Raw genomic sequence first — 24,911 nt, forward strand, 5'->3', positions numbered from 1 at the left:
AGAAATGCGTACTTTGGCTGAAGCTCAAATTGAAGCCAATGAGCAACTTTTATTTGCTCAGAAACAATTGCAAGCAACAACAGCTCTTCAGAAAGGTATTTTGGAAGGAGCAACAGTAGCAATTATATCTACTACCACAGATGGAATAATTACTTCTATCAATCCTACAGCACTAAGGTGGCTACAATATACAGAGGATGAGCTAGTTCATAAACAAAGTCCTGCAATTTTTCATGATATAAGTGAGGTGGTAGAAATGGCAGAAGTACTGAGTAGGAAACACAATGATAATATTGAACCTGGATTTGGGGTATTTATCTATGAAACTCAAAAAGGAATCACGAATTCATACGAATATACTTATAACCGTAAAGATGGAACTAAATTTCTTATATCACTTACAGTTTCTGCTATTAAAGACGAAAAAGGTAATATTACAGGATATTTAGGTATAGTAGAGGATATTACAGAACGTAAAAAAGCTGAGCAAGAGCTATTAATCTCAACACAACGTTATCAAAATGTAGTTGAAGGTGCAGAAATCATTACTTATTCTTTGGATAAGAATGGAGTATTTACTTTATCTGAAGGAAAAATTTTAGCAAAATTAGGTTTAAAACCTGGGCAAGTTGTTGGTTTAAATATTCGAGAGCTTTATAAAGACGCTCCAGAAATTATAGAATTTAATGATAGAGCTCTTGCTGGTGAAGCTGTTCAGTATGAAACAGAAGTGGCAGGTCTTATCTTTTATAATCAAGTTACACCTGTAAAAGATGTACAAAATGAAGTGGTAGGTGTTGTAGGTGTTGTTACAGATATTACAGAACGTAAGAAAGCAGAACAGCTCATCCAAGAGCAAACTCAAAAAATGAAACAAGCCTTTTTAATTGCTAAATCAGGAGTTTGGGGTATAGAGGCTAACTTAGATGGTAGTGATGCAAAACTTATTTTAACAGATGAATATTATACACTTTTGGGTACAACAGTAGAACAAGAAGGAGGTTATGTATTGCCATTTGAAATTTGGGCAAATAAATTTGTAGTTTCAGAAGACTTACCTTATTTAATGTCTTTATTAGAAGGTGTAATAAAAAATGATGAATATTCTCTTAATGCTGAACTTAAACTGAGAAAAATTAATGGTGAAATTATAAATTATTATACAAGTATTAATACTAAAATTGATAAAATAAAGCAAAAAGTTAAAGGAGATGGAATAGCACAAGATATTACAGAACGTAAAAAGGCGGAAGAAGAAGTAAAACGTTTATCATTAGTAGCATCTAAAACAGATAATGCAGTTATCATTACAAATGGTGATGGTTTGATAGAATGGGTAAATGATGCCTTTGTTGAACTTACAGAATATACTTTTGATGAGGTAAAAGGTAGAAAACCTGGGTCATTTTTACAAGGACCTGAAACAAATCCTGAGGATATAGAAGGTATTCGCAAAAAGCTTAATAGTAAGATGCCTTTTTATCATGAAATTTATAATTATTCAAAATCTGGTATTGGCTATTGGTTATCACTCAATGTTACACCAATTTTAAATGATAATGGTGGTGTTGAGCAATTCATTGCCATCGAATCGGACATCAGTGATCGTAAAGAAACAGAGAAAGAGTTGCAAAAAACTTTTGAACGTATTAAGAAATCTGAAGAAGAAATGCGTTTATTGGCAGAAGCTCAATTGGAAGCCAACGAAAGATTGATGATGGCTGAAATGAGCTTGAAGAAAACATTGGAACAAGAGCAACAGCAAAAATCGGAACTTGATAAACTAGTTGGACAGCTCAAAGAAACACAAACCCAACTCGTACATAATGAAAAAATGGCTTCGTTGGGACAACTTACAGCAGGTATTGCTCATGAAATTAATAACCCTATCAATTTTGTGTATAATGGTATTGATACACTAAAGATTTCATTGGATGATTTGATGGAGATTGTAAATAAATACAATGAACTTGATAAAGCTAATGGAAATAAAGAAGAAATAATAGAGGAAGCAAAACAACTAAAAAATAGCTTAGATTTTGAAGAACTCACTCAAGATATAGAGCATTTGGTTTCTGATATTAAGAAAGGGGCTGTTCGGACTATGGAAATTGTGAAAGGTTTACGAGTATTTAGCCGTTTAGATGAAGAAGAACGTAAAATGGCAAATATTAAAGATTGCTTAGACTCCACAATTATCCTTTTGAATAACAAAATAAAAGGTAGAGTAGAACTCAAAAGATATTATGACGAATCGATGCCAGATATTTTATGTTACCCAGGACAGTTGAACCAAGTATTTATGAATATCATCAATAATGCTATCCAAGCTGTTCCAGAAGATAGAAAAGATGGCGTTCTTGAAATTTATACAGAGAATCTACAAGAAAATATTGTAATTCGTATCAAAGACAATGGTTCAGGTATGAGTGAACAAGTGAAACGTAGAATATTTGAGCCATTTTTTACTACAAAAGCAGTAGGAGTTGGAACAGGTTTGGGTTTATCTATTACATTTGGTATTATTGAAAAACATAATGGAAATATCTTTGTAAATAGTGAAGAAGGACGAGGAACAGAGTTTGTTATACAATTGCCTAAAGCTTCACTTTAAAATTATATAAAAAATTAACAAGAATAGTTTCTTAGATTTGATATAAGAAAGTTATGGAAATAGTGTCAGTAAAATCAGTCAAAGATTGGGCTAGGGACAACTGTCCTCCTTTATCGTGGCAGAGAGTAGTCTTTAGAGTGCTCCCGAAACTTAATCAAAAAGGTGTTTTTTTACATTTCTTTGAAAAAGACGATTATTTAATTCAAGAAGATGTATTGGCCATCATTAATACAGGTTTTGAAGAAATATTCAAGAAAAAATATGTTTATGTTACAAAAGAGGATTCTTCAACAATCAAAAACTCTTTTGAAACAAAAATAGATGAAACTTCTAAATCTGTCCAAAATAATACCTCTGATCAAAATTTTGTAGATACTCCTGTTAAAGAAGTGAAAGCTTGGGTTTTAAAAAACTGTTCGCCAACAGCTTGGAATACAGTCATTATGAGTATGTTGCCAAAAATGAGAGAATTTAATATGACTTGGAGAAATCTAGAGGATGATACTTTTATTCTTGATAATAAAGTATTACAAGAAATTCAAAACATTACAGTTAAGATATACAATAAAACTTTAAACATCACGAAATAATGAAGTCATTAAGAGGCAATTTTGACACCCAATACAATACATATATTGCAGCAGGAGAACCTTTGATTTTTCATTGTCATCATTATAATACTTTCTTGCAAGCTACTTTAGAAGATACTAAAGACTATATTGATATTTATCCAATACTCGTTGACTCTGCCCAAGAAATTGTATATAGCCAAATGTTGGAATATTTTACAGAAAGTAATATTATAGACATTACAGAACGAAAACAAATAGCAGAAGACTTTTTTATGTTTTGTGGTTATGGTAAATTTTCGTTAGATGAAGTTTCATCTAACGGAGGTAAAGTAATGTCAGAAGCAGATCATTATAGTTATGGTTGGAAATCAAAGTTTGGACTACGTTCTGAGAATGAACCCATGGTTTCATTTTTTACACAAGGCTTTTTAGCAGGAGCTACGGAGGCTATTTTTAATTTGCCACTTGGTTCTATGGATTGCAAACAACTGAGTTGTTATACAAAGAATGATAATTTTGTAAGCTTTGAATTATCCAAAGCTACTAACGCTAAAAATTTATCTCATTCACCCAAAAAAGGTAAAACACAAAACTACACCTTAACCAATCCAAGTAGTACAAGCGTAAATTATATAGGTATCCGAGAAGCCCTTACCAATATGCCTATAGAAGGAACACACTCCTCTAAAGGTATGATAGATGCTTTTGGAGTATTACTGACAAGAATGTATTCAAATTACTATTGCCAAATTTCTTACAGAATGCTCAAAAAGCTTGAAGAAACAATGGGAACAGATGGTTTGATGCTTGCAGACCAACTTCTTACAGAAGCTGGGCATGTTTGTGCTTTCAATACTTTCGGTGGAATTATGGAGTCAGCAGAATGGAATGGACTTATAAAACCGATGTGTCAGACCAGAGAAGATTGGGTGCATGGTATAGTAGCTGTTGTAAATGCTTTTGGATGGGGATTTTGGGAAGTTTTAGAATTGGAGCCTGCTAAAAAATTGGTGTTAAAAGTTACAAATGGATACGAATCTAATTCATATCTGCAAACTTTTGGTAAAAGCCCTATACCAGTTTCTTTCTTGGCAAAAGGTGGTACAAAAGGAATTATGAACCTGATTTATAATGGTGATATCATAACTGAGCCAAGCCTTACAGATAGTTATTATGCAGAAATTTGTAATTCTCCTAAAGCTTTCTCTGTAATACAAACTAAATGTAGAGCAATGGGAGATAATGAAGATATCTTTGAAGTCTATTTATAAAAAATGGAAGAGTCTTTTTCTCTGAAAATTAATCAAACTTGTCGAAAGTTTATTAAGAGATGTTACTCTCTAAAAGCTCCTACCAATATGACTTTGGTGGAGCTTTTAGGAAACTTCGGGATTACAGAAATTCAAGACTTTAAAAAATATATTCCTACAGCTAAAAATACTTTTAAAATAGCTTTTGAAGACTATGCTTACATTTCTGGAGCCATAGATGATGATATTATTTATTTTACAATTCCTAAACAAAATGAGGCTCTTATAAAAGAATTTGAAGAAATCTTGATTTTATGGTTTGAAAAACAAAAATCACTTAAGGATTGCTTCCAATAGGAGTAAAAAATATGAATTCACTCCCCTTTCCTTCTTCACTTTGAATTTCCATATAACCATTATTCATTTTAATGAATTCCAAACACAAAGTTAGTCCTAAACCAGTTCCAATTTCCTTATTTGTACCTATATGACTAATAGCTTCTCCATTCAAAATTTTCTGAATTTTCTCTTGGTTTAATCCAATACCATTATCTTTCACTTTTACTTTAATTAAATTCTCTTGTTTTTCTACCAAAATACTAATTTTTCCCCCACCATGAGTAAACTTGATGGCATTAGAAACTAAATTACGTACAGTCAGTTCCAGCATATCTTTATCTGCATAAACATATACATCTTGAGGAATTGTATAAGAAAAATGAATGTTTTTATGCTTAAAATCTTGAATGAATAATTGTTCTATAGAATAAATAATTTCTTGAAGAGATAATGTTTGTGGTCTTGCATTAGTTCTATTTAGCTGATTCTTAACCCAATTTAATAGATTATCTAGAAGATACCTTACTTGATCTATTTGTTGACTAATGGCTGGTACAAGTTCTTTGAATTGCTTAAGACTGATATCATCCGTATGAAGTATATCTAATAGCCCTTGTAACGTGGCAAGTGGATTTCTAATATCATGAGCCATAATAGAAATGAGCCTGTCTTTGAGTTTGTTGAGCTTTTCCATTTCTACAAAAAGCTCTTTATCTGTAATATCAGTCAGTAAAGAAATTAGAATATTTTCTTTCCAAAGAGTAAATGCTACATGAAAAAGTCTCTTTTTTCCATCTTTACATCTAACCCAAATTCTTGTTTCTACAGGCTCTTCACCATCTCGAAAAATATGATTCTTGATTTGATTGAAATAATAATAATGAGTTTCTTTATGATGCTTTATTTCTTCTGATGTATAGCCTACTAAATCTATAAATTTTTTATTACAATAAATTGTATTGGGCACACCATTTTCTATAACATCAATTATTACAGGATTGGGTAATAGATTGATAACTTCATTGAATAAAGAATCATTTGTAGAATGAATGACATTCAATTCTTTCATAAAAACTAATAAAAATTACATAAATAGGTTCAATGATTGTCAAGAAATAAGAGCTTTGTATAGCTCTAATCTAAAAAAAATATATGAAAAAAACTAATGTTTTGTTTTAATTATTGGGTTATGCAATAGCGATTGTTCCAACACTAATAGATTGAACACCTTTTTCAAGTAATATAATAGCACAGGCTTCTAAAGTGGCTCCAGTAGTAATAACATCATCAACTATCAAGACAGATTTGCCTTTTATTTCTAAACTATCTGAAACACCAAATATGGTATTAACATTTTGCCATCGTTCATAACGGCTCTTTTTAGTTTGAGAAGAGCTATGTGTATTTCTTATAAGAATATCATCATGAAAAGGAACTTGGAGTTGATGACTCAAACCTTTTCCAAAATAATCACTTTGATTATATCCTCTTATTTTAAGTTTTTTTGGATGAAGAGGGACAGGCACAATAAGATCAAATTTTTCAGCAAAAGAGTTTTCAAACAATTCTGAGCCATACCAAATGCCAAGCATTTCTGCTAATTCTGGCTCATTTTTGTATTTAATATGGTGTAGAAGCCTTTGTACTTTTCCATCTTTGGCAAATTGAAGAAAAGATAAACCATAAAGAATAGGTATTTTACCAAAAAATTTCTGAGTAACAGAATTGTTCGTTGGGTTGAGTTTATGATAATTGGTAAAAGGAAGATTGCCACGACAGGCTGTGCATATTTTATGTTCTCCTTGAAGCAAAACTCCCTGACAACTATAACAGTTATCAGGGAATATAAGAGAGAAAAAATCTTTGATTAATTTCTTCATAAATTATTTTGTTGCTGAATTTTACCCAAACGCAATTGTTCAGCAGTTTGTCTGAGAATGCGATAAGTATCAGCTTTATTGGCTTGTGCATTAGCTACTTCGTCCATTTCGGAACGGAATATATTTGTTATTTTTTCTAATTCTTCAGCTATCTTCTTTTCCATTTTATTTAAACGAGCATAAACTTCTTCTACTACATTGCTCAAATGCTCTTGGTCTTGATTGATAGATGAATCAATTAAAGTATAAGCTCCTTCCAATTTATCTTTTAGATCTTTAGAATCTTTGCCTAAGATAAATTCTTTAATAGCTCCTAACTTTGTCATTTTGCTTGCCTTAGCAGTGAGATTATTACCAAAAGCATCTTCATCATTGATAGTTACATACTCCTCTTGCTTACGCAATTTATCAGCTTCACTCAATAAACGGGGAAGAGCCTTATAAATATCTTGCATTTGCATATGCATTTGCTTTCTATTATCCTCAATTACAGAAGAAAATAAACCTTTTACTTCTGTAAGCTGTTTTTCGTAGTCCTTACGATTTTCAGAAATAATAGATGTAAATAAGTCTTTCATTCCCTGAAACTTTACTTCGAGTTCCTGCTTGTCAGGGTTAATGACAGCTTCTTTATAACTCGAAACATCTTCTGTAGGGAAGTCTTCGGGCTTTTTAAAGCTATCGTTCTTATTGATATCCTCCATAATGACTATTGAGCTAAGGTTTTAGAAATATCTTCGAAAATATTACCCAAAGTATTTTTATTGACAGCATTACGGCGATGCTGCTCTAAATCCTGACGAAGGACATTTTGGGCTGATAGCACCTTATCTAACAAACGACTCTCTACACTTTCAATAGATTTGAGAAGTTCAATTTTGACTTCGTCAATTTTCACAGAAATCTCAGTACGATAGCTCTCTATCGTTTTACGTAGATTCTCTATCTCACCATTATAGGTGCGGATTTCCTCACCAAAAATGATTTTCTTGATTTCATCGAGTTTGTTTGTACTTGAAGATATGTCGTTGAAGTTATCCATATAGAAACACTGTTTTCGGATGTGAATATAAGCATCAAATTCCAAATAGCCAAAGAATTTGAAAAAATCCGTAATAAAGATAGAAAATTATTATACATTTGGACTTAAAACTAAAAGAAAAAATAAGGAAATAAAAAGTATTTATGACAAATATTGTTGAAGAATTCAATGCATATCGTAGCCAGATGAATGAGAAAATTTTGTCTGCTGATAATTTAGTATTAAAGAGAATATTTAATTTAGATGCAAACTGTTATGCAGAAGGAGCATTAGACATAAAAACCAAAGAAATGATTGGACTTGCTTGTTCTATGGTATTGCGTTGTGATGATTGTATCAAATATCATTTGGGTAAGTGTAAAGAAGTAGGACTTACTAAAGAACAAGTTTTTGAGGTTTTTGCAATAGCTAATTTAATAGGTGGCACGATTGTTATTCCTCATTTAAGAAGAGCAGTAGAATTTTGGGAAGCTTTATCAGAGCCGACCAACTAAAACCTTTTTTTGAGCGTTTAGTTATAAAACTTAAACGAAAAACTTCTATGAAAAAATTACTTTATCTCTGTATGGGCTTGTTTTTAATAACAACCATTACAAAGGCTCAAGATGAAAAACCAGTTTTGCTTTCAGGGCTGATTATTGATAAAAATACGAAAGCTCCTATTGAATCTGTTCGTGTAATTGTACCACAAGCAGGTAAGGGAACTATTACTAATGATAAAGGTGTTTTTACACTTAAAGTTATGCCTAATGATAGTTTAGTCATCCGTTCAACAGGACATAGAACATCTTTTTATAAAGTTCCTGCCAATCAGACAGAATCTTATTCTATTACATTACCTTTAGAAGAATCTATTGAAGTACTTGCTCCAATTCAGGTTTATCCTTATTCTGATGAAAAATCTTTTAAAGATGCTTTTTTGAATATTGAAACTCAAACAGAAGAGGTCAAAGCTATGAAAGAAAATTTGGATAAAGGAAAATTGCAAGATGCAGCAAGACAATCAGCTCAAGATAGTCAAAGTGCATCAAAAAATCAACTTCAAAACCAAGCTAATCAGCCTATTACAAACAGCTCTTTGCCAACACTTAATCTGTTTAGCCCAACAGCATGGAGAGAATTTGTAAAAGGAGTAAAACAAACTAAGAACGAAAAAGAACGTAAAGAGAAAAATTATAAGAAATAAAAAATGATGTACATAGAGGAAGTAAAATCCCCATCTCAAGAAAAAGATTTTTTTGACCTGCCTAAAAGACTATACGCCAATACACCCCAATGGGTAAGACCTATAGACAATGATGTAGAATCTGTTTTTGATAAAAGCAAGAACCCCACTTTTCAACATGGAGAGTGTACACGTTTCCTCCTAAAAAATGATAATAAAGAAACAATAGGCAGAGTAGCTGTTTTTGTAAATGAAAAAACCAAACTTAAAAATAATGACCAAGCCACAGGTGGTATGGGCTTTTTTGAGTGTATTGAAGATGAGAAAGGAGCTTTCATGCTTTTTAATACTTGTAAAGAGTGGCTCGAAAAAAGAGGTTGTGAAGCAATGGATGGCTCTATTAATTTTGGCAGCAGAGATAAATTTTGGGGTTTACTGGTAGAAGGTTTTGATAAAGAGGCTAATTACCAACAAAATTATAATTTTTCATATTATCAAAGATTTTTTGAAAATTATGGTTTTCAGGTATATTTTAATCAATTGACCTTCTTTAGAAAAGTTTATGGTTTGAGTAGAATTGTTCATGCAAAAGCCAATCGAATTTTTGCAGACCCTACTTACCATTTCGAAAATATTAAAATCAAGCAAATGGATAAATATGCTGAAGATTTTAGGCAGATTTATAACAAAAGCTTTGCTTTGGCAGAAGGGCTTACTGAAATGACAAAAGAAGAAGCCAATAAAATTATGAAAAAAATGAAGCCTATTATTGATGAAAGGCTTATTACTTTTGCATATCATAATGAAGAGCCTGTTGCATTTGGAGTTTTCTTGCCTGAACTAAATCAGGTTTTTAAACATATCAATGGAAAACTCAACCTTGTTGGTAAATTAAAATTTTTATACCATCGTTGGAAAGGCTCTTGTACAAGAGTATTGGGAGTGGCGTTTGGTATCGCTAAATCGCATCATAGCAAAGGTTTGGATGCAGCTCTTTCAGTTTGTCTGGAACGTGAAACCCAAAAAACAGATTTCCCTTATACAGACTTAGAACTCAACTGGATAGGTGATTTTAACCCTCCTATGCTTAAACTAATGCAAAATCTTGAATTTACAGTTTGCAAAAAGCATGTTACATATCGCAAATTGTTTGACTCAACAAAGCCATTTAATAGGCATCCTATCAGAACTTACGAAGCTAAAACAGAAACACAAAGCGAGTCTTAAAAAACTCGCTTTATTTTTTAGAAAAAATTTTTGTTTTATTTAAACTTTTTTTAATTTTAAATGTTGTAACATTAAATGATATAACATAAAATATTAAAACTCTACTTTTTATGGCAAACACAGTAAAATGGGCTTTAGACCCAGCACATTCCGAACTTCAGTTTAAGGTAAAACACCTTGTAATTTCAACAGTTACAGGCTCTTTCAACATTTTTAATGGTGAGCTCCATGGTGGAGAAAACAGTTTTGATGGCGGAGCTGTTAGTTTTGAAGCTGATGTAAACTCGATCAATACAGGCAATAGTCAAAGAGATGAACATTTGCGTTCTGCTGATTTTTTTGATGCTGCAAATTTCTCAAAAATGTCTTTTGATGGAACGGAATTTAAGAAAGTAGATGAGGATAACTATACACTTGCTGGAAACCTGACTATTAGAGGTACAACTAAGCCTGTTACACTACAAGTAGCATTTGGAGGTATCACCAAAGACCCTTGGGGTAATACAAAAGCTGGTTTTGAAGTAACAGGAAAGCTTAATCGTAAAGATTTTGGCTTGGCTTGGAGTGCTCTTACAGAAGCAGGTGGAGTAGTAGTAAGTGATGAAGTAAAAATTATCGCCAATATTCAATTTGCAAAAACTGCATAAAAAACAAAAAAGGTTAGCAAATCGCTAACCTTTTTTATTATCCTTTTTGAGCCATTAAATTTGTATAATGCTTGTAAAAAAGAGGAATAGTCTCAATACCTTTCAAAAAATTGAATATTCCAAAATGCTCGTTTGGAGAATGGATTGCATCAGAATCTAAGCCAAAACCCATCAAAACAGATTTTATTCCTAATTCCTTCTCAAAAAGAGCTACAATAGGAATACTGCCACCACCACGAGTAGGAACTGGTTTTTTACCAAAACTCTCTTCTAAAGCCATGCTTGCAGCCTTAAACTCCAAAGAATCTGTAGGCGTTACATAAGGGAAACCTCCATGATGAAAACGAACTTCTACTTTTACAGATTTAGGGGCAATAGCCTTAAAATGTTTTTCAAATAATGCATTAATTTCATCTGGGTGCTGATTAGGCACTAAACGCATACTGATTTTGGCATAAGCCTTAGAGGGCAATACAGTTTTAGCTCCAGGTTGGGTATAACCACCCCAAATACCATTTACGTCTAATGTAGGACGTACAGATGTTCTTTCGATAGTAGAAAAACCATCTTCACCAAAAACATCATCAATATTCAAGTCTTTTTTATATTCTTCTAAACTAAAAGGTGTTTTTGCCATTTCAGCTCTCTCCTCTGCACTTAGTACAACCACTTTATCATAAAACTCTGGGATTGTTATTCTTCCTTTTTCGTCTTTCAGAGAGGCTATCATTTGACAAAGTGTATTGATAGGATTAGCAACAGCCCCACCATACACCCCAGAGTGTAAGTCTCTGTTAGGTCCTGTTACTTCTACTTCTAAATAACACAAACCACGAAGTCCGGTTTCTACTGAAGGAATATCGTTGGCAATAATGCCTGTATCAGAAATAAGAATTACATCAGCTTTTAGACGCTCTTTATTGGCTTTTACAAAAGGCTCAAGATTATCAGAACCACATTCTTCTTCACCTTCAATCATGAATTTTAGGTTGCAAGGAATATTGTTCATTTTATTCATCATTTCTAAGGCCTTTACATGCATATAGACTTGTCCTTTGTCATCACAAGACCCACGAGCAAAAATAGCTCCTTGAGGGTGTAATTCGGTTTTTTTGATGACTGGTTCAAATGGGGGAGAATTCCAAAGTTCATAAGGGTCAGCAGGCTGGACATCATAATGTCCATATACTAATACAGTTGGTAATGCTGGATTGACAATTTTTTCAGCATACACAATCGGATGTCCAGCTGTGGGACACACTTCTGCTTTATCTACGCCAGCTTCTAAGAGCTTATTTTTTACAAATTCTGCCGCATGCTGAACGTCTTGCTTTTTGCTTGCATCAGTACTTACAGAAGGAATTTTAAGCCATTCTATTAATTCTGCAATAAATCTATCCTGATTTTCTTCGATATAAGATTTCATAAAATTTGGATATTTTTAAATTAAAAAAGGTTGATGTGATTCAACCTTTCAATATTAATGTTTTTTATGCGTTTCTTCGTCTGAATAAGTAAATTTTATTTTCATTACCTGCAAGTAGCCTCTTGATATTAACACGGTGGGTATAAACCAATACCAAAGCTAAAATAGTACTAAATATCACCAAGGTGGGATTATTCTGCCTAAAAACAGGAACAGTCATCAAAAATATAGGAAATGAAAAACCAGCAATGATAGAACCCAAAGAAACGTAATGAGTTGCAATTAAAATTAATAAAAATACTAAGATAGAAAGAAGAGAAACTTGTGGATGTAAGGCTATCACCATACCCAAAATAGTCGCAACGCCTTTTCCTCCTTTAAAATTGGCAAAAATAGGATAAATGTGCCCAATGATAGCAAGTATCCCACAAGCCATTTGATAATAAATTAAATCATCTTTAACAATATTATCTCTCTCAAGTAACAATGTACCCAAATGTGTAGCTAAAAAACCTTTTAAAACATCAAAAAACAAGACAAATATGCCTGCTTTTTTACCTAAGACTCTAAAGGTATTAGTAGCTCCAGCATTTCCACTGCCAAAGTCTCTAACATCCTTCCCATAAATCTTTGTTCCTACCCAAACAGCTGTAGGAATAGAGCCTAAAAAATAGGCTAAAATACATACTACAATAACAGCAATTGTGTCCATTTAAAATAAGCAATTTTAAAAGTGTAAAACGGTTTGCAATTTACAAAAACAAGATGAAATCTCAAAATATAGAGCCGAAATAACCTTGTGTTTTTTTTACAAAAACCTTTTGGTTATTCCATATTACTTCAACCCAAATATCATGCTCATTGTTTACAGGAAGTTTCTGACCTTTCTGAACAATACCTACAACCCATGAAGCTCCTGATGGTGCGGACATTAGGTATGTATTGCTTTGGGCAATGACTATTTCTTTTGTTTCTGGAATAATATTAAGAGAAATAATTGAAAAAAGTAAAAAAATAAGTAATAAAATACCATTACGTCTATAAACTAATAAAGACTGTTTACGAAAGAGAAACAACCAAATAACTAAACAGCCTATTAAGCATAAACCTAAAACAATGAATCTATAATAATGATGATATAAAATAGTAAACCATTTGCGATCTGTAAGTTCATATCCTGCAAGTTCGTATGTATTGGCAGTATTGCCGATTTTTTCAGAGGTTTTGAGTGATGGTTGTACCTGAAAATATAAATTGAGCCAATATAAATAAGCTACATAATCTTGTTTTTTATTGGCTATGAAGGCTAAATGTAAAAGCATTTCACTCGAATATTTTTTCTCCTTGTAAAAAATATTCTGATAAATGGGTTCAGCCTTTAAGTATTCTCCTTTCTTAAATAGAGAATCTGCCGTTATTAAATTATTTTTAAAACTCTGACTATAAGTATATTTATAAGTGCAGAATAAAAATAATAGTAAAAAATAAATAATTTTTTTTAGCATTTATTTGGAGGATATAAATTATTATTACTACCTTTGCAACGCAATTAAGGAAAATGCTCCTTAAAAAACAAATGATTCCGTAGCTCAGCTGGTAGAGCAATACACTTTTAATGTATGGGTCCTGGGTTCGAATCCCAGCGGGATCACTGATAAATAAATAACTCCTTGTAAGCTAGTAATTTACGAGGAGTTATTTTATTAACTCCTGATTTAACTCCCGATTTATAGGTTTGCCAAAACACAAAGATTTTACGTTGTGCTTCCGTAAAATTACAAAAAAATTCCTAAAAAACAACAATGGCAACAATCAAGTTCAAACTAGACGGGGAGAAAATATACCTACATTATCGACAAGGCAAAAAAGAATTTCAGTTCTATACACCTCATTCTTGCAAAAAAGAAAATTGGGATGGAGACTCCATGAAAAAAATCAAGGGGGTTGATATTCCAGTCAAAGGAAGATATAGAATGAAGGGAAACTCAACGGATGCTATTCATATAAATTCCTATTTAGACACTTTAGAATCAACTTTAAAAGAAATAGTATCTGAAATAAAGATTCTGTGCTTGAATGAAAAGCGAGAAATGGACTTTTATCAGATAAAAAATAAATTCTTAGAAAAGTATGCACCAGAAAAAAGTGAGAAAGATAGTATCACAATACAAAAAGATGTTACATTGACAGATTTATTCTCCAAATACACTGAGATAAAATCACATCAATTAAATGATGCAACACTACGAATATTCAGAAGAGTACAAAGACACTTGATGGAGTTTTCAAAAAAAGAAAACCACACTTTATCAATCAATGATGTAAATCTTGATTTTTATATGAATTATCAAAAATACCTTATTGACATCTATCAATACATGAATAGTACCATCAATATGGAAATAAAAAAGGTTAAAGAGGTATCTAATTTCTATAAAGATGAGTATCCTACACTATTTGTACCCAGTAGTAAACTAAAAAGAATGCCAGAACCTGATGAACAGAGATTTACTATGAGTTATCAAGAATCAGAACTGTTTTATCAAACGGCTTTTGAAAACGAAAAAATAGAGATAGATGGCAAATCATTGTCTATTTCTAAAAATAGCTTAGAAATTGTAAAAGATTGCTATATTTTTAGTTTCAATACAGGTATCCCTTATGAACCGCTTTGCACTTTAACGGAATTGAGTATTTCTTCTGTGGAAATATTTGAAGAAAAAGTGATTTACAAATTAGGTAATCTAAGTTTTGAAGACTCTCAAAGTTTAATGGGATTCCTAATAAAAAATAAAAACCAACTGGGCTCTGACTCAACAGATATATCCTATGAAAATAAAATATCTAAAAAGAATATCCCTATAATTCAATATCATAGGGATAAAAATAAGAAAATCCTTGTTACTCCTCTCAATCAAAGATGTATAGAAATTATTGAAAAATACAGAGGCAAACAAAAAAGATTATTACCCATGATGACTAATCAAAAAATGAATTTTTATGGTCACATTGCACTAAAGCAATCAAAACTTTTCAATGATGAGGTTACCCAAATTAATTATAGAGGGAAAGAAACTATAACCAAAATAATGCCCAGATATGAAGCCATTACATTTCACTCAGCACGTCATGGCTTTGCATCATATCTCTTGAACTCAGGATTACCTATCAGTTTTATACAAAAACTACTTGGACACTCTGACCTAAAAACCACACAGATTTATGCAAAAGCAAATGCTCATGACGTAATAAAACAAGCCTATAACTTATTAAAGTAATTTATGTTGTTCTTATAATACTTAAATGTGCTTCTTGAACGGAAATATTTGCAGCAAATGAAACTACAGAGAATTTTACTTGTTGTCCAGCATTCAACCTTCTTGAGAAACCTGTTGTAATATTTCCTTGCATTGAAACTACATTTCTCAGAGATTGAGCTAAGACTCTCCATGTAGCATTATCCAAAAATTCTATTAAAAATGAAAAACCATCACCGCCTAAATCAACTCTTCCACCCCAGTGAAAAGTATAAGTTCCTGATTGATTTGCTGTAAATATTCCAGTTGATGCATCATACTCTCCAAGGTCATCAACTTCAGAGGTAAAAATAACACGTGAAGATGAATTTGCACTTATATTTTGATTACCACTTCCAAAATCCTTGTGACATTCCACATATGACCAGTTAAGCCTGTGACCATTTTCACTTATAAAGTGATTTTGAATCCTTCTATTACATCCTGAACTTGTGATAGTGATATAATCTGTTAAGCCATCATTATCCTCTACAATTTCCGCTTTGTAGTTTGTTTTAGTGTCCAAGTTTGAGCCTGATTGTGGGTGTAAGCGAGGGTTGTAATCGACTTGAGTAAGTTTAATGTATCGGGGAAAAGCTGCGACTGTTGCAGCGGCTAATTCTACAATTTTACCATTGATGAAACATAGACCTTCGGAAATATCTAAGCCACTCACAATGCAACCAGAAAACACAAACGCTTGTCTTCCTTTATGCTGGTTTTCTATAGCTTTATAAATTTCTTCATTTTGTAGCTCAAAATCAGAATTTACAAATGGTTGGTCTTGATTATTGTATTTTATCTGTTTCATAAATTTTTAAATTTCTTGTACTACAAAGCTTTTTCCTGATATTTTATATTTTTGCACAACTCGCTTTATTTTATTTATTAAACCATCTGGAGGAGTGTCTTTGAGGATAAGAGGAATTGTGTTACCAATTATTAGTGGAACATTCTCTCCAATCAAAAAAGGTTGTTCTTGGATAGGCACTTTAACGACAAAATCCACTGTGCTGTCCGTATCTCCATAAGGAACAATAACTGGATTTATATTTCCTATCATGATGGGATTTGTATTACCTATTATAAGTAAATCTGCATTGGCATCTGTAATACTGATACGCCTTAGGTCATTGTCAAAAGTATCATTAAGCAAATTCTCCAAACGGACAACCTGCCCGTTTTGCATCAATTCTACTTTTGTGTTGGCAACAAACAATAGAAAATTCGCCAAAATCGGATTTAATGGAGATAACAATACAATCAAAAAAGTAGAAAACTTAGGTTCTCTAAGTGCAAGAGAGATGTATTGAATAATTAGTTTTGGCAAATCAAAATTATACTTCATAAAGTTGCATATTGATTACGCTTGATACGTTATATTTAAAGTAACCAGATTTGGATACATAAAATTGGTCAATTACTGTAGATGCTTCTGCTTCAGGAGTAGCTGTAACACTGTTAATTTCAATAGCCACTACTCCAACAGCGGATTCAACGAATGGGATAAACTTGCTCTTTGTGAATACCCCATCAAAATCAATACTATTGAGAAATTCATTGATTTTTGATTCTACATTACTTTTGACAGTAGCCTCGTCCAAATCTTTGTAATAAACTTTTATATTGGCAGAAATATCATCAGCATTTTGGCTGATATAGTCCACCCAGACACCAGCGAACTTGAATCTCTCTACATATTGTTTTAATTGAGGAAACTCAGTAGTAGAAAGTTTTTCAGGAGGTTCTCCTTTTGCAACTTTTATAAGTAACCGTTTTCGATTATCAACTTCTATTTCCCTTACAGATACCCTTGTAATAATCTGTTTTGTAACATCCAATTTGTTATACTCCGCATTTTCATTCACAATATCCCCAAGTTGAAACTCTTTGACTTTCTTTGCATACCAACTTGTCTTACCAACACGATTTTCTTCCACAATCTGATTGACTTCACTTCTAAAAACATCAAATAATTGTTCGAAAATATTAATGATAAAAGCGGATAATTTTACAAATGACCGCCACAATGCTGTTTGTGAAACAGAATTCAGAGTGCTCAAAGTAGGTTCTGCCTCTTTTGCTGTAATAATTTGATTTTCTATTTCTTCTTTGCTTCGTGGCATAATACATTTGGTTGTCTTAAATCTTCAATACTGTCTCTTTCTTCAAAAAATAAAATACCATCCATTATGATTTCTATAGGTTTAGGTATATACCATAAATTCTTTGAGTAAGCTTTAATTGGCACTGCCCAGTGTTCTGTTCCCTGCCTATCAGGAAATCCCATCAAATTATCTATCTGCTGACATGCTTTCTCAGCATCTTTTAATTTTTTGAATGTTAAGAAACTCATAAAGAATAATAATCTGATAAAAATGTTTGTATCAACGTTTTTTGCTCTTCATTTGGCTCAGTATGACAAAATAAAATACCCTTGATAACACCATTCAAATTGCCATTTAAATAGTTACCACCAATATCATATACGTTTGAAGCACTATTTCCAAACTTTGCAGAAATAACATCAAATACACCAACTCCTGACATTGTTGACGTTGAAATATTATTAATCCTGATATCATATTGAGTATAATTGCCAGCAGGACCTCCACTATAAAATATATCCAGATTCTCCTGACCCATAATACTTGGATATGGAACACCCCCCTGAAACCCACTCAGAAATGGCTTATATGGAGTAAATAATGAATTTGTTTTTGCCACCACAATGCAAAAAACGATTTCGCCCAAATCATTTGTTCTAAACACATCATCCAGTCCATCAAAAACCAGTCCTTCACTTGTAAGTTTAGGTTGCAGAGACCCTGTTTCTTGACTGGCATTGTACGCTCCATCTGTGTAATTTACTGCATAAGAATGTCCACCACTGACCCTCAAACTAAATTTGTCTGTTTGTAAATAATCTAACCAAAGTGTTAGAAAATCTTCAAGATTGATAATGGCTTCAATGATTAATGTCTGCGAAACAGGAATAGCAGGGTAGTAAATACTATCCCCATCCTGATATGCTGTAATGGTGGCTTCGCCTGTGGCAAGTACAGTAATTTGATTGTTTTCAATAGAAATTACACTCGGATTGCTACTCACATACCGTACAAATAAGCCAGATGATGCTGTTGCGGATAAATAATGAGTATCACCTTCTTGTAATTGTGGAATACTCGGAAATGTAATAGTTTGTGATTTATTTGGTTTAGGAATATCTGTGGCTAAATTTATTCCATTTTTGCTAAAAAAGCTCACAATGTTTTGTTTTATAATTTTGTTTTCATCTACTAATAAAACCTGTCCAACTTCCAAATCAGATGTAATGGAGAGATTATTGTCTTTTGCTAATTGCACAATAGCAGAAGCATCTCCATACTCACCTAATGCTACATCCAGTAACGATTGTCCATATTTTACTATGTAGTTTTTCATTGATAATCAGCTTTTACTAAAATATTACCTGTATTTGAGAGAGAAACACTTTCTACTTTCATCCCATCTATCACCATTTGTTTCCTTACTTCAGATATTAGCTTTGCAAAATTTTCATTTAAATAATACTTTTCAATTCCAACACCTGTTGTGGGAGCAAACTTCCAATGCCCAGGGCTTGAATAAATAATTAACTTTTGATGTTGTAGAGTAGCATCACCTACTTTAAAATCACCATTTTCAATTAAAATATCTCCATCTTTATCTAATATCAAGTCATTCATTACTGTTTAATTAGAGGATTTTCTAAGTTATTTTTTTGTGTCAGAGTTAGATTACTTCCAGTAAAAGGAGATACAAAAGCTGTTGTCGGTCCATTTGGATGAGCGTGGTTATGAGTTTTATAGTGTGCTATCAAATCATTTACTTTGTTTTCTATAGCATTAAGCCTCTGCACTAATTCATTTACTTTTACCAAACCATCCAACTCTCCACCATTAAAGGTAAAACCATCTGAGTTTATCTTTAATGTATTTTCTCCAATCTTTAAGTGAATAGAATCTAACTCACTTGTTTTAATAACAACCCATTGTGATGTTGTTAATTTGAAAATAATAACTTCACTATCAACCTTAGGGATTTCTATCAATCCAAAATCTTTATCATCAATAACTGCTTTGAGTCGCACACTTGGCATATCTGCGACATCATTGTCGAATGCGACGTCGCAAGTGAAATTTTGTGCGTCAACTTCTTTTACTTTACCTGTCGCAAATGACGCAGATGTCGCAACTGCATTTCTTATAGCTTTTACTAATTCCTCTGATTCTTTTGTTTCTCCACCCATACTATCTTCCTGCTTTTTTACCAAAAATAATATCCCTTTTAAATCCTTCCGTTACAGAAACAGAGGTTTCAACTTGTTCGATAAAATAAATTCCTGCCCTTTCTGGATATGTATCATCTAGAATTTTAGCAGACATACTATGAGTTGCATAAGGTATTCCGAAGGTTTTAATCTTACCTGTATAACCTTCATACTTATAGCTTTCTATTTGAGCTTCAGCTAATAATTTAAGTTTTTCTTTATCTTTAATAGGAGTTTCTGTGTGCCACGTTCTGATTTCTCCGTCAGGATCTCCTACTTCTACTTCAACTCTAGTATTATCTTGTAAAATTGATACAGCTTTTAATTTTATCTTTGAGTCCTCTTTTTTTCGATAGATTAAATCAGTCTTGATTACATTTTTTTGTAAATGGAAAATAGGCTGTTCTTCAATAACTTCTGTATAACCCAAAGCACAAATCAACTTATTACCTCTAAAATATACATCAAAACCATACTCTTCCTTGATTTTCTTGAGAACCTGAGCCCTATTAACTTTTGCTTCAATAACAAATGGTGCAAGTTCTACATCTGGTACATTAAATAGGTCAGTTTCATACCCTTGAAGAATGTACTTTAAAACATCTAAGAGTGTAGTTTTCTTCCAACTCATTCCTAGTTTACCTTCAGGAGTTTTTACCACATCTCTTCTCATTTTGAAAATCTCATCCAAACAATGTATTTCAAATGGAACATTTGGACTAACTTCACTTACATACCCTTCAAACTCTGTTTGTATTGGATAACCTTTGTAGCCCATCTTTAAAATTACCTTATCTCCAACTTTTATGGAGTTTCTAAGTTTTTGCTTTCTGCCGGCGTCTCCAATTTTTATAACAGCTGTATCTCCTAATGTTTTTCTGCTGGTAGTTATCTTGACACTATTGAATGTTTTTAATTTAAAGTTTCCAATTATCAGCTCACAATCAAATACAAACATCAGATTATCAATATAAAAGTTGCTATCAATAGTATACCAAATAAGATATTACGTTGCTTTTTTACTTTTGAGTGTTTATGTTCAAATACAAAACTCTGCTTTCCTAAACTATCATTCTGAGTCTGTAATTCTAAATTCTGTGTTTTTAAGATATTGATGGTTTCTAATCGAATTTTCAATAAGCTATCTCTGAGAGCCACATTCCTGACTAAAACTCTTCCGTGTTGCATAGCTAAACGCAAACTATCTCTACAAGGAGTCTGAGCCTGAAGAGAAAAACTCAATAGCATTATGAAGGCTATCAACATCTGATTGTATTTTTTCTTGTAACTCTTCATCTTTGATATTTTGCTTATAAAGTTTTATTTCTAGTTCCACTTTCTTTTTCTCTTGATAAATTCTTTTCTTATCTGCTTTTTCATTCTGCCATTTGGAATAAAAGAAAATGATAAGTGTAATTGAAATGAAAATGGCTATGGATACAAAAGCCTGAATGGTATTCTTTTGGTTACTGTTGGGTTTCATTAGGCTTATCAACTTTAGGTAATTGAGCTATAAATGCACCTACGAGACCTATAAAAGCCATAATTCGCAAAGTTTGCTCTATCCAAGGCCAAGTAGGTAAATAAGATAATTGTCCAAGTCCTGTGATAGCATAAGAACTTAAACCTGAGAGTGTACCAAACACAGCAAGAAAATTCCTCAGTTTCTTAAAAAACTTTGGAGTTTCAGACCATAATCTATTCCATAATTCTTTCAAAAATGCTTTCATGTTTTTTTTCTTGTAGTAGGTTTTCTTGGTAGCTTATCTTCAAATTTTGATTCTATAACTCTCATAACAATCAATACATCATCTACTTTGCTCTCTGTATTTTCGACCGTTTTTTGAATTTTATCAATTTGCTTATTGAAAGTTTCTTCCTGTTTAATGATTTTTTTGTCAAAATCATCTTTCACATCTATAATCTTATTTTCAAATTGAGTCCTTTGTACTTGTATCAACTCATTATTCTTAACTGCCTTTTCCTCAATTTTATGGTTTAACTTTTCGATATCTTCTTTCATTCTCTTTTTAGAACCCTTTAAGTATCGAATTTCTCTATCCTGCATGGCTAAAGAAGATTCTACCTTAGAATCCTTTTTTGCTTCACTCTGCCCAGTTTTCCAGATGAAAAGAATAACCAAACATAATGCACCAACCACCCCAAATAGTAGGTGTGAAAGTTCTAATCCCTCTTTCATTACATTGTTAATGACTTTAACATTTCTATTATTTTTGGTTGAGGAGAGATGTCCGTTTTCCAGTCAATAAAACTGTTATGTGTAAACATACCATTAGCTCCACTCAAAGCTTTTATTGAAGTTTGTCTAAGACCAGGGAACATGTCAGCGTGGTTATAAGTCAAATCAATATTCCATCTCAGAGACATTACTAAAATCCATTTCTTGAGAGATTGAATTTCCTTGTCTGTATAGATTTCGTAGAATTTATAGCCTTTATAGTCTAATGCGATGACCTTGCTTTCTGGAAGAGCAACTGCTGGTCCCTTAGTACCAAATTCATTTACCCAAGTAACATACTTATCGCCTTTTTTGATGAGGCTACCAAAATTACAGATTTCAACTGCTACACTTTGCTGATTTAAGGCTACATTGTTCAAAGCCAACGATCCAATGTGATGAGCCCAAAACTTCTCATCATATCCACGAACGATTATACCATCATCAGTAATACCAATACTGGTTGCGACAGCCCTTTGTCCATCTTTTTGCCAATGCTCAAACATGCCACGAGCATTGTCCCAACCAGCAGAGTGGTGGAGAATAATTTGATTTTTTGGATATTCAGCACGGATAAAGTCATTAAAACCTGATAATTCAACGGGTTTGATTAGATCAGAGTAAAGAGCAGCATAAGAGAGCAAACCAAAGTCCCCATCTATTTTACCAGTGTATAACTTTTTATCCTGAGCATATTTCTGAAATTCATTAATACCGATGCCAGAATAATAGTCTACAAGGATTTTCTTGAGGGCTTTTTGTGCAAATATCTTATTTAAAAGGAGAGACATGCTGGGTACACTTTAGGTAAACAGCACAAATAAAATAAAAAAAATCCTGTAAAATCAAAATTCTAAGGACAAAAAAGAATCATTGCACTTTGCTTTGAAAAACAAAGTCGGGCAGGACGATTTTATTTTTTGACTTATGGGAGCTTTTTCATCCCACATAATTCTATTTTTTCTAAAATTTTAAAAACATTATAATATATATATAATAATATAATGCAGTAATCTAGTGTATCATATATAAGAAGTCTCCCAAAGTCGAGGTTTCTGAAACATGCAAATTGCAGATTTACTCAAAGCTAATTGTTTAAAAATCATAGAATTGTGCAAATTGCGGATTTACTAACGATACAATTATTTGATAATCAAAAATATATAAACATTTTTAATTTTTAAAAGCAAATCTCCAAATTGCAGACTTCTAAAATTTGCAAATAGGCTGAAACATGCAAATTGCAGATTTACTTTGATTGTAAATATTTGATAATTAATTAGATAAATCTATCAAGGTTTGAAAAATACCAAATATGCAAATTGCATAATTCGAAATCTCCAAATTGCAGGTTTACAAATTTGTTTTTCTATCAAAATATTTTTTATTTAACAGTTTAAACACCATTATCTTTATGAAGAATCTTTTTTTACTATCGTTTATCATGATGCCATTTATAGCATCATCCCAATGTTTACAGAAATATGTAAATGCCCAAAGCCTAAATGTGAGGCAAAAACCAGATAAAACATCAGATGTAATTGAAACAAAGAAATTTGGAGAGATTGTCAATATAGATGAATCAATTCTCAAAAGCGGATTTGTAGCAGTGAAGGATGAAGAATGCAAAGAAGTAGTTGGATATATCTGGAATGGATTTTTAGTTGATGAGATGCCTTCTCAAAAACCTACAAAAACTGATTTTAGCTATAAAAGAAATAATTCAGATTGCGGTCCCAGTGGTGTCACTCTCAGAAGAGGACCGAAAGGAGGCTGCTACTATCTTAGTGGTAAATCAAAAGTTTATGTTGATAGAAGCTGTTGTAACTAAGTAAAATAAAGAAAAATATCTCCCATTTAATAACAGAGTCTCAAAAAGCCTGTGAGTAACGAATAAAGGCAAAATATTTTTGCCTTTATATTTGGATATCATGTTGCCGTTAGGTAACTTTAAACTATGGAAGGAACAGAATTAAAAACATTAAGAGAAAAACATAATCTGACCCAAGAACAACTTGCACAAGCAATAGGAACTAATAGATTCCGTGTAAGCAAATGGGAAAATGGTGTTAGAATAAGTAAAATATATGTCAAGATATTGACAGAATATTTTGCCGAGAAAAAATCTTAATTTTTTTATCTTATTTGTTGCCTTTCGGCAATATTTTAAAAAAAAGAAAAGTTCACTATGGGTCGGCAAACTTGAAGTGAACTTTACAAAAAAGTAATGTTATGCAAAGTAAAGAAAACAAATCTACATTTCAAAATGTAGGAGCTCCTACTATTGTGGTTGAGCAAAAACCTATCGCACCCAGAGAGGTGATTTTCTGTAAAGAAGAAACAATACAAATGAAATTCACCTTCCCTGAACAAGTCTTAGATATTGCAAGAAATATTGCAATAAAGCATTCAATTCCACTTCAAAAATTATTTACAGAAGCCGTATGGTTCTTTCTTAGTCAACAAGAAGAAGAGAGGGATTCATATCTAAAACAAGAATAGTTGAAATCTTCACTATTCTATTTCTTTGAACAAAAATACAAGTAAATACTTGTAAAATATAAAAAAATAATTTATGTTTGTATCAATAAAATAAAAGATATGAAAAACAAAGTGTTTCAAATGGCTTGGAATCTGGTAAGAGAAACAGCCATTGGTTTTCAGAAAGCTTTAAAAATTGCTTGGAATGTGGTAAAAGCACAAACTTATGAAAAGTTTGAAATAGAGTTTGTAAAAGAAAGCACTGGGGAAATTACCAAGAGGACTGCTTCTTCTGCAAAACTGAAAAACGCCACTCACTTACTTTTTTGGTCTGAAACTAATAATGGTTTCAGAATTGCAATCACATCAAATATTTTAAGTATAAAAAAATTTATTTAATTTAACAAGTAAATACTTGCAA

Annotated in this window: 30 protein-coding genes, 1 tRNA gene and 2 pseudogenes; 13 read left to right on the forward strand and 20 right to left on the reverse strand. The window is 32.2% G+C overall.

Going from position 1 to position 24,911, the window contains the following annotated elements; translation table 11 throughout:
* Window positions 1-1,648: 1,648 nt before the first annotated feature.
* From AD998_01605 to AD998_01620, 4 genes and pseudogenes are all read left to right on the forward strand, one after another.
* Window positions 1,649-2,614 (forward strand): annotated as a pseudogene (locus AD998_01605) (hypothetical protein).
* Window positions 2,615-2,667: 53 nt separating this feature from the next.
* A complete protein-coding gene (locus AD998_01610; GenBank protein ID KOY85012.1) occupies window positions 2,668-3,204 on the forward strand; it encodes a hypothetical protein in 537 nt (178 codons plus the stop codon).
* Window positions 3,204-4,457 (forward strand): hypothetical protein, encoded by a 1,254-nt coding sequence (locus AD998_01615; GenBank protein KOY85013.1) that lies wholly within the window; start codon window positions 3,204-3,206, stop codon window positions 4,455-4,457. The genes AD998_01610 and AD998_01615 overlap by 1 nt, the downstream gene beginning before the upstream one ends.
* Window positions 4,458-4,460: 3 nt before the next feature.
* Entirely contained in the window at window positions 4,461-4,793 is a 333-nt protein-coding gene (locus tag AD998_01620) for a hypothetical protein (protein KOY85014.1), read from the forward strand.
* Here the strand turns inward: AD998_01620 and AD998_01625 are convergent.
* The 4 genes from AD998_01625 to AD998_01640 form a co-directional block, all read right to left on the reverse strand.
* Complete coding sequence (locus tag AD998_01625) at window positions 4,774-5,844, reverse strand: hypothetical protein (GenBank protein KOY85015.1); 1,071 nt, start codon at window positions 5,842-5,844, stop codon at window positions 4,774-4,776. The genes AD998_01620 and AD998_01625 overlap by 20 nt on opposite strands.
* 118 nt (window positions 5,845-5,962) lie before the next feature.
* Window positions 5,963-6,655, reverse strand: coding sequence for a hypothetical protein (locus tag AD998_01630; protein KOY85016.1), 693 nt, complete (start codon window positions 6,653-6,655; stop codon window positions 5,963-5,965).
* Window positions 6,652-7,359, reverse strand: coding sequence for a hypothetical protein (locus tag AD998_01635; GenBank protein ID KOY85017.1), 708 nt, complete (start codon window positions 7,357-7,359; stop codon window positions 6,652-6,654). Before AD998_01635 ends, AD998_01630 begins: the two co-directional genes overlap by 4 nt.
* Before the next feature lie 5 nt (window positions 7,360-7,364).
* Window positions 7,365-7,697, reverse strand: coding sequence for a hypothetical protein (locus AD998_01640; GenBank protein KOY85018.1), 333 nt, complete (start codon window positions 7,695-7,697; stop codon window positions 7,365-7,367).
* A 143-nt stretch (window positions 7,698-7,840) separates the two neighbouring features.
* Between AD998_01640 and AD998_01645 the strand changes: the two genes are divergently transcribed.
* The 4 genes from AD998_01645 (at window position 7,841) to AD998_01660 (ending at window position 10,736) form a co-directional block, all read left to right on the forward strand.
* Window positions 7,841-8,191 (forward strand): alkylhydroperoxidase, encoded by a 351-nt coding sequence (locus tag AD998_01645; GenBank protein ID KOY85019.1) that lies wholly within the window; start codon window positions 7,841-7,843, stop codon window positions 8,189-8,191.
* Between the two features lie 71 nt (window positions 8,192-8,262).
* A complete protein-coding gene (locus AD998_01650) occupies window positions 8,263-8,883 on the forward strand; it encodes a hypothetical protein (protein KOY85020.1) in 621 nt (206 codons plus the stop codon).
* A 3-nt stretch (window positions 8,884-8,886) separates the two neighbouring features.
* Window positions 8,887-10,089 carry a hypothetical protein gene (locus tag AD998_01655; protein KOY85021.1) on the forward strand — a complete coding sequence of 401 codons (1,203 nt, stop codon included), beginning with the start codon at window positions 8,887-8,889 and terminating at the stop codon, window positions 10,087-10,089.
* Between the two features lie 110 nt (window positions 10,090-10,199).
* Window positions 10,200-10,736, forward strand: a complete 537-nt coding sequence (locus tag AD998_01660; protein ID KOY85022.1) for a hypothetical protein — start codon at window positions 10,200-10,202, stop codon at window positions 10,734-10,736.
* 37 nt (window positions 10,737-10,773) lie between these two features.
* On the opposite strand, the gene AD998_01665 is transcribed toward AD998_01660, so the two are convergent.
* The 3 genes from AD998_01665 to AD998_01675 form a co-directional block, all read right to left on the reverse strand.
* Entirely contained in the window at window positions 10,774-12,162 is a 1,389-nt protein-coding gene (locus tag AD998_01665) for a peptidase dimerization domain protein (protein ID KOY85023.1), read from the reverse strand.
* A gap of 64 nt (window positions 12,163-12,226) precedes the next feature.
* Window positions 12,227-12,874 carry an acyl-phosphate glycerol 3-phosphate acyltransferase gene (locus tag AD998_01670; GenBank protein ID KOY85024.1) on the reverse strand — a complete coding sequence of 216 codons (648 nt, stop codon included), beginning with the start codon at window positions 12,872-12,874 and terminating at the stop codon, window positions 12,227-12,229.
* Window positions 12,875-12,935: 61 nt separating this feature from the next.
* Window positions 12,936-13,667 carry a hypothetical protein gene (locus tag AD998_01675; protein KOY85025.1) on the reverse strand — a complete coding sequence of 244 codons (732 nt, stop codon included), beginning with the start codon at window positions 13,665-13,667 and terminating at the stop codon, window positions 12,936-12,938.
* Between the two features lie 73 nt (window positions 13,668-13,740).
* Here AD998_01675 and AD998_01680 point away from each other — a divergent pair.
* Window positions 13,741-13,813: transfer RNA gene (locus AD998_01680), tRNA-Lys, on the forward strand.
* A gap of 151 nt (window positions 13,814-13,964) precedes the next feature.
* Complete coding sequence (locus AD998_01685) at window positions 13,965-15,440, forward strand: hypothetical protein (GenBank protein ID KOY85026.1); 1,476 nt, start codon at window positions 13,965-13,967, stop codon at window positions 15,438-15,440.
* A 1-nt stretch (window position 15,441) separates the two neighbouring features.
* Here AD998_01685 and AD998_01690 read toward each other — a convergent pair whose 3' ends face one another.
* The 13 genes and pseudogenes from AD998_01690 to AD998_01750 form a co-directional block, all read right to left on the reverse strand.
* Entirely contained in the window at window positions 15,442-16,269 is an 828-nt protein-coding gene (locus tag AD998_01690; GenBank protein ID KOY85027.1) for a hypothetical protein, read from the reverse strand.
* Window positions 16,270-16,560: 291 nt separating this feature from the next.
* Window positions 16,561-16,776: pseudogene (locus tag AD998_01695) on the reverse strand (hypothetical protein).
* A gap of 19 nt (window positions 16,777-16,795) precedes the next feature.
* Complete coding sequence (locus AD998_01700; protein KOY85028.1) at window positions 16,796-17,584, reverse strand: hypothetical protein; 789 nt, start codon at window positions 17,582-17,584, stop codon at window positions 16,796-16,798.
* On the reverse strand, window positions 17,560-17,814 hold the full coding sequence (locus tag AD998_01705) for a hypothetical protein (GenBank protein KOY85029.1): 255 nt from the start codon (window positions 17,812-17,814) through the stop codon (window positions 17,560-17,562). Before AD998_01705 ends, AD998_01700 begins: the two co-directional genes overlap by 25 nt.
* Entirely contained in the window at window positions 17,811-18,902 is a 1,092-nt protein-coding gene (locus AD998_01710; protein ID KOY85030.1) for a hypothetical protein, read from the reverse strand. The genes AD998_01705 and AD998_01710 overlap by 4 nt, the downstream gene beginning before the upstream one ends.
* Complete coding sequence (locus AD998_01715) at window positions 18,899-19,186, reverse strand: hypothetical protein (GenBank protein ID KOY85031.1); 288 nt, start codon at window positions 19,184-19,186, stop codon at window positions 18,899-18,901. The genes AD998_01710 and AD998_01715 overlap by 4 nt, the downstream gene beginning before the upstream one ends.
* On the reverse strand, window positions 19,186-19,749 hold the full coding sequence (locus AD998_01720; protein ID KOY85032.1) for a hypothetical protein: 564 nt from the start codon (window positions 19,747-19,749) through the stop codon (window positions 19,186-19,188). Before AD998_01720 ends, AD998_01715 begins: the two co-directional genes overlap by 1 nt.
* 1 nt (window position 19,750) lies before the next feature.
* Window positions 19,751-20,728: a hypothetical protein gene (locus tag AD998_01725; GenBank protein KOY85033.1), complete on the reverse strand. Its 978-nt coding sequence runs from the start codon at window positions 20,726-20,728 to the stop codon at window positions 19,751-19,753.
* Window positions 20,728-21,018, reverse strand: coding sequence for a hypothetical protein (locus tag AD998_01730; protein ID KOY85034.1), 291 nt, complete (start codon window positions 21,016-21,018; stop codon window positions 20,728-20,730). Before AD998_01730 ends, AD998_01725 begins: the two co-directional genes overlap by 1 nt.
* Window positions 20,978-21,253, reverse strand: a complete 276-nt coding sequence (locus AD998_01735; GenBank protein ID KOY85035.1) for a hypothetical protein — start codon at window positions 21,251-21,253, stop codon at window positions 20,978-20,980. Before AD998_01735 ends, AD998_01730 begins: the two co-directional genes overlap by 41 nt.
* Window positions 21,237-21,500: a hypothetical protein gene (locus AD998_01740; GenBank protein ID KOY85036.1), complete on the reverse strand. Its 264-nt coding sequence runs from the start codon at window positions 21,498-21,500 to the stop codon at window positions 21,237-21,239. The genes AD998_01735 and AD998_01740 overlap by 17 nt, the downstream gene beginning before the upstream one ends.
* Window positions 21,497-21,970 (reverse strand): hypothetical protein, encoded by a 474-nt coding sequence (locus tag AD998_01745; protein KOY85037.1) that lies wholly within the window; start codon window positions 21,968-21,970, stop codon window positions 21,497-21,499. Before AD998_01745 ends, AD998_01740 begins: the two co-directional genes overlap by 4 nt.
* Complete coding sequence (locus tag AD998_01750) at window positions 21,970-22,800, reverse strand: hypothetical protein (protein KOY85038.1); 831 nt, start codon at window positions 22,798-22,800, stop codon at window positions 21,970-21,972. The genes AD998_01745 and AD998_01750 overlap by 1 nt, the downstream gene beginning before the upstream one ends.
* 623 nt (window positions 22,801-23,423) lie before the next feature.
* On the opposite strand from AD998_01750, the gene AD998_01755 reads away from it, so the two are divergent.
* The 3 genes from AD998_01755 to AD998_01765 all read left to right on the forward strand — a co-directional run bounded on the left by AD998_01755 (window position 23,424) and on the right by AD998_01765 (window position 24,889).
* Window positions 23,424-23,840: a hypothetical protein gene (locus AD998_01755; GenBank protein ID KOY85039.1), complete on the forward strand. Its 417-nt coding sequence runs from the start codon at window positions 23,424-23,426 to the stop codon at window positions 23,838-23,840.
* Window positions 23,841-24,241: 401 nt separating this feature from the next.
* A complete protein-coding gene (locus AD998_01760) occupies window positions 24,242-24,511 on the forward strand; it encodes a hypothetical protein (protein ID KOY85040.1) in 270 nt (89 codons plus the stop codon).
* Window positions 24,512-24,610: 99 nt separating this feature from the next.
* Window positions 24,611-24,889: a hypothetical protein gene (locus AD998_01765; protein KOY85041.1), complete on the forward strand. Its 279-nt coding sequence runs from the start codon at window positions 24,611-24,613 to the stop codon at window positions 24,887-24,889.
* The last annotated feature ends 22 nt before the right edge of the window (window positions 24,890-24,911 follow it).

Source organism: bacterium 336/3, assembly GCA_001281695.1.
Taxonomy (GTDB): domain Bacteria; phylum Bacteroidota; class Bacteroidia; order Cytophagales; family Thermonemataceae; genus Raineya.